General features: G+C 48.6%; 9 protein-coding genes and 1 pseudogene. 4 read left to right on the top strand and 6 right to left on the bottom strand.

Going from position 1 to position 11,799, the window contains the following annotated elements; genetic code table 11:
* Positions 1 to 282 precede the first annotated feature (282 nt).
* Positions 283 to 1,176, top strand: coding sequence for a cyanophycinase (locus QUB39_RS24385; protein WP_333057489.1), 894 nt, complete (start codon positions 283 to 285; stop codon positions 1,174 to 1,176).
* Positions 1,177 to 1,511: 335 nt separating this feature from the next.
* Entirely contained in the window at positions 1,512 to 4,232 is a 2,721-nt protein-coding gene (gene cphA / locus QUB39_RS24380) for a cyanophycin synthetase (RefSeq protein WP_333057490.1), read from the top strand.
* Positions 4,233 to 4,336: 104 nt separating this feature from the next.
* On the opposite strand, the gene QUB39_RS24375 is transcribed toward cphA, so the two are convergent.
* Together QUB39_RS24375 and QUB39_RS24370 are read right to left on the bottom strand one after the other, a co-directional pair.
* The gene (locus QUB39_RS24375) at positions 4,337 to 4,498 is read right to left on the bottom strand and encodes a type II toxin-antitoxin system HicA family toxin (RefSeq protein ID WP_293247374.1); all 162 of its coding nucleotides are present in this window, start codon (positions 4,496 to 4,498) and stop codon (positions 4,337 to 4,339) included.
* Between the two features lie 20 nt (positions 4,499 to 4,518).
* Complete coding sequence (locus tag QUB39_RS24370; RefSeq protein WP_333057498.1) at positions 4,519 to 4,755, bottom strand: type II toxin-antitoxin system HicB family antitoxin; 237 nt, start codon at positions 4,753 to 4,755, stop codon at positions 4,519 to 4,521.
* Positions 4,756 to 5,122: 367 nt separating this feature from the next.
* On the opposite strand from QUB39_RS24370, the gene QUB39_RS24365 reads away from it, so the two are divergent.
* Positions 5,123 to 8,545 carry a DNA methyltransferase gene (locus tag QUB39_RS24365; RefSeq protein WP_333211499.1) on the top strand — a complete coding sequence of 1,141 codons (3,423 nt, stop codon included), beginning with the start codon at positions 5,123 to 5,125 and terminating at the stop codon, positions 8,543 to 8,545.
* A 17-nt stretch (positions 8,546 to 8,562) separates the two neighbouring features.
* Here the strand turns inward: QUB39_RS24365 and QUB39_RS24360 are convergent, their stop codons facing one another.
* The 3 genes from QUB39_RS24360 to cbiE all read right to left on the bottom strand — a co-directional run bounded on the left by QUB39_RS24360 (position 8,563) and on the right by cbiE (position 10,928).
* Positions 8,563 to 8,988: a type II toxin-antitoxin system VapC family toxin gene (locus QUB39_RS24360; protein ID WP_333211501.1), complete on the bottom strand. Its 426-nt coding sequence runs from the start codon at positions 8,986 to 8,988 to the stop codon at positions 8,563 to 8,565.
* Positions 8,985 to 9,371, bottom strand: coding sequence for a DUF433 domain-containing protein (locus QUB39_RS24355; RefSeq protein ID WP_333057493.1), 387 nt, complete (start codon positions 9,369 to 9,371; stop codon positions 8,985 to 8,987). Before QUB39_RS24355 ends, QUB39_RS24360 begins: the two co-directional genes overlap by 4 nt.
* 288 nt (positions 9,372 to 9,659) lie before the next feature.
* Positions 9,660 to 10,928: a precorrin-6y C5,15-methyltransferase (decarboxylating) subunit CbiE gene (cbiE, locus tag QUB39_RS24350; RefSeq protein ID WP_445243061.1), complete on the bottom strand. Its 1,269-nt coding sequence runs from the start codon at positions 10,926 to 10,928 to the stop codon at positions 9,660 to 9,662.
* Positions 10,929 to 11,007: 79 nt separating this feature from the next.
* Between cbiE and QUB39_RS24345 the strand changes: the two genes are divergently transcribed.
* A complete protein-coding gene (locus QUB39_RS24345; RefSeq protein WP_333107821.1) occupies positions 11,008 to 11,238 on the top strand; it encodes a hypothetical protein in 231 nt (76 codons plus the stop codon).
* A 189-nt stretch (positions 11,239 to 11,427) separates the two neighbouring features.
* On the opposite strand, the pseudogene QUB39_RS24340 reads toward QUB39_RS24345, so the two are convergent.
* Positions 11,428 to 11,799, bottom strand: a pseudogene (locus QUB39_RS24340) (photosystem II q(b) protein); the annotation flags it as partial.

Genomic DNA, 11,799 nt, shown 5'->3' with positions numbered 1-11,799 from the left:
AGTTCAGTTTTCAGTAATTGCTTTATTCTTTATAATTTCTTATAATTTCTGAAAATTTTGGCAAGTTAAATTCTCTTCCTTTGTCGGCGGGCCGGTTTTGTACAAAAATAATCTGTTTTTCATGACAGCGACTGCAAGTAAACTCGCCCCCAAACAACTGCGGGATCGCGCGATCGCCGATCGCACCTCGCTGGCACCAAAAAATATTTATTCTTAAAAAGCCCCATTCTACCCACAGCCACGGCAAAATTGAATTTCACATCCAACAGAGGAAGACACACCATGCAGCAGTTGACATCTCAAGCCCTTGAACACAATATTCCCCCGCGCACAAAAACCTCGATTATGGTCATCGGGGGAGCCGAAGACAAAGTTCACGGGCGAGAGATTCTGAACACCTTTTTTTGCCGTGCTGGGGGTGCAAACGCTCGGCTGGCGATCGTTCCGTGCGCTTCGCGAGATCCCGAAGGAATTAGCAACCGCTACCGCACAATATTTGACGAAATGGGCGTTAGCGCAGTCAAAGTAGTAGACATCCGCGAACGCGAACAAGGCGAAAACCCCGTCTGGAAAGATTACTTAGAAGACTGTACGGGCGTATTCATCACAGGGGGCGACCAACTGCGGCTTTGTGGGCTCCTGGCGGACACCCCGCTGATGGAGAAAATTCGCAAAGAAACTCTCGAAGGCAAGATTACCCTCGCTGGCACCAGCGCGGGTGCTGCGGTGATGGGATATCACATGATTGCAGGCGGTGGGAGTGGCGCCCCGCCGAACCGCTCTTTAGTAGACATGGCAAACGGACTTAACATTATTCCTGAGATCATCGTAGACCAGCATTTTCACAACCGCAATCGCATGGCTCGCTTGCTGTCGGCTGTGGCTTGTCATCCCGATCGCATCGCTATTGGTATTGACGAAGACACCTGCGCCTTGTTTGAGGGAGACGATACTATGAAAATTCTCGGTAAAGGCACTGTGACTATTGTTGATTCTAGGGAAAATTTTTATACCAATGAATCTATGGTAGGAGCGACAGAACCCTTAAGTCTGTTCAATATGCGCTTGCACGTTCTGTGTCACGGAGATTGCTACAATATGCCCCAAGGCAAACCCATGCCATCGGGAGCGTGTTCCGAGTCTGGCTGGCCCCCCGAATGCCGCACAGCCAACTAAGGTAGAACATCTCTTGTCATTGATTCGGCAGAAATTAGGCGGCATTCCGGCCGAATCATGGATACAACAATAGAATAGATGCCGAAGCAGCCACGGTCTGACCCCAGGAGACCGAACCACAGAAAATTCTAGCTTCAGGCTTTGAGTTTTTGCTAGCCATGTACCTGTAGTTTTTAGCCGATCGCAGGGGCATGAATTTTAAATTGGGTAGCCCATAACTGGAAATTCACTCCCAAACTGTTCGCAGCGAACAGTCGATCGAGCAATCTAGATCGAAATTGAATAAATGCTCCAATTATCTATAAGATTTCGCGCCCCATACCCCTCTAACTGCCATGAAAATACTTAAAATCCAGACATTACGCGGCCCCAACTACTGGAGCATCAGACGCCAGAAACTCGTCCTGATGCGTCTGGATTTAGAGGAGTGGGCAGATAAAACCACAGCGGAAATTCCTGGATTCTATGAAGGGTTGATCGCCGCACTTCCGAGTTTGAACGACCATCACTGTTCTCCAGGCCATCAGGGAGGATTCCTGCAACGGGTCAGAGAAGGCACAATGATGGGACACGTAATCGAACACGTCGCCCTCGAACTTCAGGAAATGGCAGGAATGCCGGTCGGGTTCGGCCGTACCCGCGAGACTGCGACCCCAGGTATTTACCAAGTAGTAATCGAGTATCAAAACGAACAAGCCGGTCGCTATGCAGCCCGGGCGGGCGTGCGGATGTGCCAAAGTATTGCCGATACAGGCACTTATCCAGCAGCCGAATTAGTCCAAGATTTGAGAGACCTCAAAGAGTTTGCTGCGTCGGCGGCCCTGGGGCCGAGCACGGAAACACTGATTAAGGAAGCAGAAGCGCGCGGCATTCCTTGGATACCTTTGAGCGCCCGGTTTATGATTCAACTCGGCTACGGGGTTCACCAAAAGCGGATTCAGGCAACTCTGAGCAACCGGACGGGAGTTTTGGGGGTAGAACTTGCCTGTGACAAGGAAGGTACCAAAAATATCCTCGCCAGCGCCGGCGTGCCGGTTCCCAGAGGGACGGTGATTCATTATTTGGACGAATTGCGCGGGGCGATCGAAGATGTCGGCGGTTTTCCGATCGTCCTCAAACCCCTAGACGGCAACCACGGCCGCGGCATTACGATCGACATCAATTCCTGGGAAGCAGCAGAAGAAGCCTACGACTTAGCCAGCGCAGCATCAAAAACAAAAAGCGTCATTGTCGAGCGCTATTACGTCGGCCGCGATCACCGAGTATTGGTAGTCAACGGGCAAGTCATAGCAGTCGCAGAACGAGTACCCGCTAACGTCGTAGGTAACGGCAAGTCTACAGTAGAACAGCTTATTGAAGAAGTAAACCGCGACCCGCAGCGAGGAGACGGACACGACAACGTGCTCACCCGGATCACGATCGACAAATTGTCCCTGGATTTGCTGCAAAAACAAGGATACGCGATGGACTCCGTAGTGCCCGCCGGCGAAAGAGTATTTTTGCGCGCGACAGCAAACTTGAGTACCGGTGGCATTGCAGTCGATCGCACCGACGAAATCCACCCAGAAAACGTCTGGCTGTTTTCCAGAGTCGCCAAAATTATCGGTTTGGACATCGCCGGCATTGACGTAGTAACTCCCGACATTTCCCAACCCCTGCGCGATGTCAACGGCGTCATCGTCGAAGTCAACGCAGCACCGGGTTTCAGAATGCACGTCGCCCCAAGTCAAGGTTTACCCCGCAACGTCGCCGGCGCCGTCTTCGATATGCTATTCCCCTCGCCTCAACCCAGCCGGGTGCCAATTTTAGCGGTAACGGGAACCAACGGCAAAACGACAACCACTCGCCTGCTAGCCCACATTGTCAAGCAGACAGGTCAGATTACCGGCTATACAACTACCGACGGCACTTACATCGGCGATTATTTGGTCGAAACCGGAGACAATACCGGGCCCCAGAGTGCTCAATTGATTTTGTCCGATCCGACGGTGGAAGTGGCCGTGTTGGAAACTGCCAGAGGCGGAATTTTGCGATCGGGCCTCGGCTTCGATCAGTGCGATGTCGGCGTCGTCTTGAACGTCGCAGCCGATCACTTGGGCATTGGCGACATCGACACCGTGGAACAACTGGCCAAACTCAAGAGCGTCCTCGTCGAGTCGGTAATGCCCAAAGGCTATGCAGTTTTGAATGCAGACGACCCGCTAGTATCACAAATGGCGCAGCGTGTCAAGGCTCAAATTGCATATTTTTCCATGAACCCGGACAACGAACTGGTTGCCAAACATACCGCGGCGGGCGGGCTGGCAGCGATTTACGAAAATGGGTACTTGTCGATCTTAAAAGGCGATTGGACGCTGAGAATTGAGCAGGCTGTGAACGTGCCGCTGACGATGGGCGGGCGCGCGCCGTTTATGATTGCTAATGCTTTAGCAGCTTGTTTGGCGGCTTTTGCCCAAGGATTGAAAATAGAAGATATTCGCGCTGCTTTGTCAAGCTTCCAAGCATCCGTCGGTCAAACTCCCGGAAGGATGAATTTGTTTAATTTGGGCACCTATCACGCTTTACTCGACTACGCCCACAACCCCCACAGCTACAAAGCTTTGGGCAGTTTCGTGCTGAATTGGCCGGGACGGCGGATCGGGGTAGTAGGTGCCCCCGGAGACCGGCGAGATGAAGATTTTGTCACGCTGGGCAAACTTTCGGCCGAGATGTTCGATCGTATCATTGTCAAAGAAGATATTGACAGGCGCGGCCGAGAACCCGGTGTTGTGGCAAAGTTAATTTGCCAGGGAATTGCCGAGGCGATTTCTGCCGGAACCGCAAACAAATCTCAAGTTGAATACGAGTTGATTCTCGACGAAACAACGGCCGTTAACAAGGCTTTAGACGAGGCGCCGGCCGGCAGTTTGGTAGTAATTTTACCTGAAGGTGTCAACAAAGCTTTGAGTTTAATTGAAGCCCGGAAACCGATTAAGGAATCTGTGGAAGTGCAAAATGGTTTAGATCGATCGAAGTCACAGGAAAGTTTAAAACCGACCGTTGTGAATCAAGGCTAAACTCTTAAGTCTCATTTAATTAATAGGTTGGGTTACTTGTGTTAAACCCAACCTATTTGTTTGAGAAATTACGTAATTCCTGATTTTTATGGAACCTGCTATACTTAAGAAAAACTTTGTAAATCTTCCTCAGATAGCTGAGCTATTTTCATTAAGGCTCTCAAGGTTCCAACTTTCAAATCTTGATTTCGGTGAACAGGAATTGACAAAATTTGTTCTAGTTCCGGGTTTTCATAGATATGATGACTGCCGGTAACTCTTTTCAAAACCCAACCTTTATGCTCTACTATTTTGCAAAGTCGCTTGCCAGAAATAGATTTCCTACAGCAATTTCCACAACTCTATCTGTGGAGGCAATTGCTTCACGACTATTAGCAACTTCGAGCCAACCTTCAATAGCATCTTTTAAATTAATTATTACTTCTTCTATCGTTTCTCCTTCGGTAATGCAGCCGGGAAGCGCTGGAACTTCTGCCCAATAGCCACCTTCTTCTGCAGGATGTACGATCGCTCTAATTTTCATAGATTTATTGAGGTATTTTTGAAGCACTAAAGCCATAAAAACCGGGTTGCCAAGCAAAATCTTCGTTGTGAACGATCGACTTTAAGGCAGAAACCGGGTTTTTGACTCCGCCTGTATCTAGGAATATCGTCAAGTATATTATAGCAAATATCAATAGTAAAGCGTCCTAACCGCCTGGTTGCTATAAGCTGTTCTACATTTAAACTGTGTGTCAAAAATCAATAAAACTCTTGTGGGACGGGCTTCTAGCCTATCCCGATTTTCCAATTTAAATGCGTAACAGCTTAAAGCAAAATCGCAAGATAAATCGAAAATTCAAACCGATCTAATTATAGAATCAGGAAAAAGCAAGCAACAGGGTTGAAACATGAATGAAGCCGATCGCACGCGAGTCGAAACATTCATCACACGCTGGGCAGGTTCTAGCGGTAACGAACGGGCAAACTACCAGTTGTTTTTTGCCGAAATGTGCGATGCGCTGGGAGTCGATCGCCCTTTTGATAAAGGCAGAATTCCCAACGATCCCTACTGCTTTGATAAGGATGTCAAAATTTTTCACCCCAGCGGCAAAGTAACTCCGGGGTTTGTTGATTTTTACAAAGCCGATCATTTTTTAATCGAGGCAAAACAGGGCGGAACAACGAGCAAAAAAGGAACGGCAAAGCGGGGGACAAATACCTATTTGCGAGAGATGGAAAAAGCGTTTGTGCAGGCAGTTGCCTATACCCGCAGTCTCAGCAGCAAACCGCCCTTTTTGTTAACTTGCGATATTGGCGATCATTTTGAATTATGGATGGGTTTTAGCGGGGATTATGGCGGCTATGGGGCGCGGCGAGAAATTGGGCTAATTGAGTTGCAGAAAGCCGATGTTTTCGATTTGTTTGTGGATATTTTTAGCAATCCGCAGCAGCGCAATCCAGAGAAAATTGCAGCGCGGGTGACGCGGGAAGTAGCGGCGGATTTGGCAGAGTTGGCGAAGCGGATGGAGGGGAATGTCGATCCGCAGCAAGTCGCGCAGTTTTTGATGCGCTGTATTTTCACCATGTTTGCTGAGGATGTGGGGTTGTTGAAAGAACATTTGTTTACGCAGGCGCTGGAAACGCGATGGATTCTCAATCCGAAGACGTTTAAGCCGGAGGTAGAGGCGCTGTGGGAGGCGATGAATGAGGGGACGAGTTTTGGTTTTCATGGCAAACTGTTGCGGTTTAATGGGGGATTGTTTGCGGAGTCGCAGGCGTTTGCGTTGACAAAGGCGCAGTTGGAAGTTTTGTTGCAGGCGGCGAAGCGGGATTGGTGCAAAGTGGAACCGGCGATTTTTGGGACGTTGTTGGAAAGGGCGCTGGATTCTAGGCAACGGAGTAAGTTGGGGGCTCATTATACGCCGCGATCCTATGTGGAAAGGTTGGTAAAGCCTGTGGTGATGGAACCTTTGGGCGATCGCTGGATTGCGGTACAAGCGGAGGTTAAACAGTTGCTCAACGCGGGAGAATCGGAACCGACTGCAAATCAAAGGAAAAAGGCGATATCAGTTTTAGAGGCATTTCTGACGGAGTTACAACAGGTGAAGATTCTCGATCCGGCGTGCGGATCTGGTAATTTCCTGTATGTGACATTGGATTTGTTGAAGGGGTTGGAATCGGAGGTGTTGCGACGCTTGGAGGATGTCACCGGATCGGCGCAGTTGCTGTTAGATATTGCTCAAGTTAATCCGAGTCAGTTTTTGGGAATTGAGATCAATCCTAGGGCGGCGGCGATCGCAGATTTGGTGATTTGGATTGGGTATTTGCAGTGGCATTTTCGGCGGTTTGGCGACATTCCGCCGATCGAACCTGTGTTGCGCGAGTACAACAATATTGAATGCCGGGATGCCGTGTTGGCCTATGACGGGAGGGAACCGGATGTGGATGCGGCGGGGAAGGTGAGAACTCGCTGGGGCGGAAGGATGATTAAAAGTCCGGTGACGGGGGAAGATATTCCCGATCCTACAGACAAAGTAACGATTTATCGGTATTTAAATCCGAGGGCGGCCCAGTGGCAAAAGGCAGATTATATTGTCTCGAATCCGCCGTTTATTGGGAATAAGAGAATGCGTGAGAGCCTTGATGACGGGTATGTTGAATGCTTGAGGAAGACTTACCAAAACTTGTCAGATACGGTTGACTTTGTAATGTACTGGTGGGAGAAGGCAGCAAATCTTGCCAAGTCGAAGAAAATTCAAAGGTTTGGCTTTATTACAACAAATAGTATTGTTCAATCATTCAATAGGAAAGTTCTAGACCATTATGTCGGCGATAAACAAATATCTCTTTACTTTGCTATTGCCGATCATCCTTGGACAGATAGTAAAGATGGTGCTGCTGTACGTATTGCTATGACTGTCGTGACACCCGAACCGTCAATTTCAGGCTTTTTGATGAAAGTCAAGTATGAATCTCAGGGAGAAAATGAAAATGAAATTTTAAAATTTGAGGTATTTAAGGGATTGATTAATTCTGATTTGACTGTTGGCCGTGATACAGTCAAAATGAAACCGTTAAAATCAAATGATGGCATCTCATTTCAGGGTGTTATTCCATTAGGCACAGGGTTTATAATTGAAGAACATGATTTCCAACAGCTTGATTTAGACAAGCAGAATTTGCCGTCAGTCATCAGATCGTATGCGATTGGGAGAGATTTAGTTCAAAGTTTTCAGAAAAAGTGGATTATTGATTTTTTCGGTCTATCTAAAGATGAAGCCTCTCAACAGTTTCCTCTATTATTCCAAAGGCTTCTAACAACAGTTAAGCCATTTCGAGATCAGCAAAATAGAAAATCAAATCGGGATAATTGGTGGCTTTTTGGCGAGAAAAGACCAGGATTAAGAAAAGCTGTCAACAATTTGAATCGATTTATTGTCACGCCAGACACTTCTAAATTTAAGCCATTCTTTTTTGTTGATAGTGATGTTTTGCCGGATGTTCAGCTTTACACAGTCGCATCAGATGATGCCTGGATTTTAGGGATTTTAGAATCCTTAGTACATCAAAAATGGCTTAAAAAGATTGCACCGCGAATGGGCAAGGGAAATGATTTGCGATGGAAACCGTCAATTGTCTTCGACCCCTTCCCCTTCCCCACTCCCACCGACACCCAAAAACAAACCATCCGCGAACTCGGAGAACGCCTCGACAGCCACCGCAAACGAGTCCAAGCCACTCACCCCGAAGTCACCATCACCGGGATGTACAACCTCCTCGAAAAACTCCGCCAAGGCGAACCCCTCGACGACAAAGACAAAGCCTTCAAGCAAAAAGCCCTAGTCTCCACCCTCAAACAAATCCACGACGAACTCGATGCCGCCGTATTTGCCGCCTATGGTTGGGAACCCACCCTCACCGACGACCAAATCCTGGAAAACCTCGTCACCCTCAACGCCCAACGCGCCGAGGAAGAACGCAACGGACTGATTCGCTGGCTACGTCCCGACTACCAAGCCCCCGGCGAAACCTACGTGCAACCATCCCTTGCAGGTATCACCACTGGAACCGAAACCTCGATCGCCCCCACGGAACAACAACCCTTCCCCAAAACCCTCAAAGAGCAACTTTGGGCCATCCGCGACTTATTCCGCACCCAAAGCGGCGAATGGACAGCCGCCCAAGTCACCGCCCATTTCAAAGCAGCCAGCCGCAAACAAAAAGTCATTCTCGACTGTTTAGAAAGCCTCGAAGATTTGGGGATTTTGCTCAGTCATAATGAAGGTGGCATGACTTTCTGGCATCTCGCAGAAGTTGGAAATGCCACATAAGCTGGGCTTGGCAATTGTTATGTCCAATCCTCCAAAACCAGTCCTGGCACTTGTGCAAAATCTTGTCGATTTCGCGTCACTAAAATTGAGTTATTAACCAAAGCAATGGACGCAATCCGCAAGTCTTGTGTCCCAATTCGTATTCCCTGACGGCGCAGCGCCAAATATTGCTCGCAAGCTGATTCGGTAAAATCCAGAACGAGAAAATCGTTGAGAAATTTAACAGCCGATCTCAAACCCACATAAGCCCAAGTTAAGCGTTGCTTCTGTCCGGGTTGCGAAGCTTGACGAATTGCATTGAACCAGCCCTGAATCAATTCCTCAACATTGATGACAGTAATAGCAACATCCCTGGTATGGAGAGCTTCAAAACGTTGCAATATGAGTGGATTAGAGTGTTGCAGCAGTGTGATATGGTCGGTATCGAGAATATATTGAGTCATAGGGTCTCAGACTCAGGAAAATCGATATCGGCATTTCGATCGTGGCGATATGCTTCAACATATTTCGTGACTTCATTCAGCAACGGATTACATCTCAAAAGAGGTGAAACATTCAACATCGGACGCGCCTCATACCAAGCAATCCGATCGTCAATTTCTGGCTGATTATCCAGATAAAAGCTAATGGCATCAAACACTTGAGCCGCCGTCACGAGTTGAAGTAACTTCTGTGGGATTTCTTCAGGCTTTATTCCCGATTTCCAAAACACCACAATATCCCGTACAGTAACTTGAGTGTCTGCAATAATCGGTTCCCCCTGCAAAACTTCAGGATTGCGGGTGACATAGCGAGAAATTCTTGTAGGAGACAGCGAACTGGTCATAACGACCTCATCAAAAAATGTAAACCAGCTTTCATCTTAGCATAGTGGACAGAAGACGCCTATCGGGTATTCTATATTGCTAGATTTGAAGAAGCTATTACGTTTTCGCCGTGTTTATAACTGCTTCATTCACTTAGATATCAAAGATGGAAATAGAGCGATCGCCTTTTACCTTTTGACTTACGCATGGGGGCCGGTGAAACCGGGTTTTTTGGCTGAGAATACGCGTGACAGCCCGCAGATTTCGTCAAAAACCCGGTTTCTTCGATCGCGCCTGGGTAAGTCCTTTTACCCCTTAACTACCGCCCACTGAGTCACCGGCGCAAGCGGCTTCCAACCCTGAAAAGAACCGATCGCCCCTACTCGCTGAATCCCAATTCTAATGAGTTCCCCGCCATAACGATCGTGCCATTGCAAAACTTTAAACTCGCTCTCAACTGTCACCGCATTAACAACTAATCGGCCGCCTTCACCTAAAGCATTCCAGCAAGTTTCCAGCACAGCTTCTGCGGTGACACCGCCGCCGATGAAAATAGCATTCGGTTGAGGCAAATTTGTCAGGGCTTCCGGCGCTGATCCCGCCACAATTTCGAGTTCGGGAACGCCGAAAGTCGAGGCATTTTCGGCGATGTATTGCAGTCGAGTTGGGTGGCGTTCGATCGCGATCGCCCTGCACCGAGGATGACTCCGCATCCATTCGATCGCGATCGAACCGCAGCCCGCCCCCACATCCCAAAGCAACTCTCCGGGAATCGGTGCTAACGTTGACAGAGTAACGGCTCGAACCTCCCGCTTGGTAAGTTGTCCGTCGTGGCGATAAGCAGCATCCGGCAAACCCGCAGTTCGGGGGAGGATAAGAGTTTGTCGATCGGCTGCAACTGCGATCGCGATCGTGTTCAAATCAGCCAAATCCGCTGCATTCCAGGCTGCTGCGACCCCCTCGCTCCGACGTTCCGATCCCGATCCCATCCGCTCGAACACAGTCATCAAACTGCTACCAAACCCCCGCTGTGTCAACAATTGTGCCACCTTTCCCGGCGTGTGTCTGTCAGCGCTCAACACCAGCAAGCGCGCCCCCGGCGAGAAAGCAAGGGCGATCGATGCGATCGGGCGATTTGTCAAACTGAAAGTCTCAACTTGGGCTAATGGCCAACCCAAACGGGCGCAAGCAAGACTAAAAGCCGATGCCGCCGGAATTACAGTCATTTCCGAAATGGGAATCTGGCGCGACAGCGTGACGCCGATGCCGTGACACATGGGATCGCCGCTTGCGAGCACGCACACAGACTGTCCCCGGCGGCGGATGATTTGATCGACTGTTGCTTGTAGGGGCGAAGCCCAAACCAATTTTTCGCGGGTGTCGTCGGTTGGTAGCATTGCGAGGTGACGGGCACCGCCGACAACGACTTGAGATTGAGAGAGGAGGGTAAAGGCGATCGCACTCAATCCCGAAAGTCCGTCTTCGCCAATCCCCACCACCGAAAGCCATTTGTGCATTGCACCCTTACTGCTAATCTCGTTTCCGGCTGCATTGGAATCATCAAACTCGATCGTCATCACTCATTAGTTATTAGTTATTAGTTATTAGTTATTAGTCGTTAATCATATTATGTCCGCTCGAACAACCAGAATAAAATTGGTTTATAGTGAGGACGGAAGTCCTCATAAAACTCGCTCGGACTTCCGTCCTCACTACAAAAGTTATAACGGTTATTTTACCAGACTAGATAGGGAGCATCTCAGTTTTGCTTTTACTCTGGGTGCGATCGTCCCCCTCGCTATATGTATATACTGTGCTGTGCGGGATGCTCGCACTCCAAAAAAACGGTTTTTACTCGCAGCACAGATGCTCCCACTAGATATGTGATATCAAATCCGGTAGCATCGTCCTGTATTCATCTCTGTATTCTCTCCCTCTGCGTTCTCTGCGCCCTCTGCGGTTAAATCATTCCGATGCAACCGGAAACGATATGAATAAAGTCTAAAAAAATATTTTTTCCCAAACAAAAAGCGCCCCTATTTCTAGGAGCGCTTTTTGTCAATCTCAGACTAAAACTTAGCCATTGATAGAAGGAGCAACCAAAGCTACAGGAGTGACTTCACTAGCAGCCAAGTCGAGTGGGAAGTTGTGAGCATTGCGCTCGTGCATTACTTCCATACCCAAGTTAGCGCGGTTGATGACATCAGCCCAGGTATTGATGACACGACCTTGAGAGTCGATAATCGATTGGTTGAAGTTGAAACCGTTCAAGTTGAAAGCCATCGTGGAGATACCCAAAGCGGTAAACCAGATGCCGACTACTGGCCATGCACCTAACAAGAAGTGCAAAGAACGGCTGTTGTTGAAAGAAGCGTATTGGAAAATCAAACGACCGAAGTAGCCGTGGGCTGCAACGATGTTGTAGGTTTCTTCTTCTTGACCGAATTT

It is taken from the genome of Microcoleus sp. AT8-B5 (assembly GCF_036705565.1).
GTDB lineage: Bacteria > Cyanobacteriota > Cyanobacteriia > Cyanobacteriales > Microcoleaceae > Microcoleus.
Note: the sequence above shows the minus strand (reverse complement) of the source record. Positions and strands in the feature narration are given on the sequence as shown.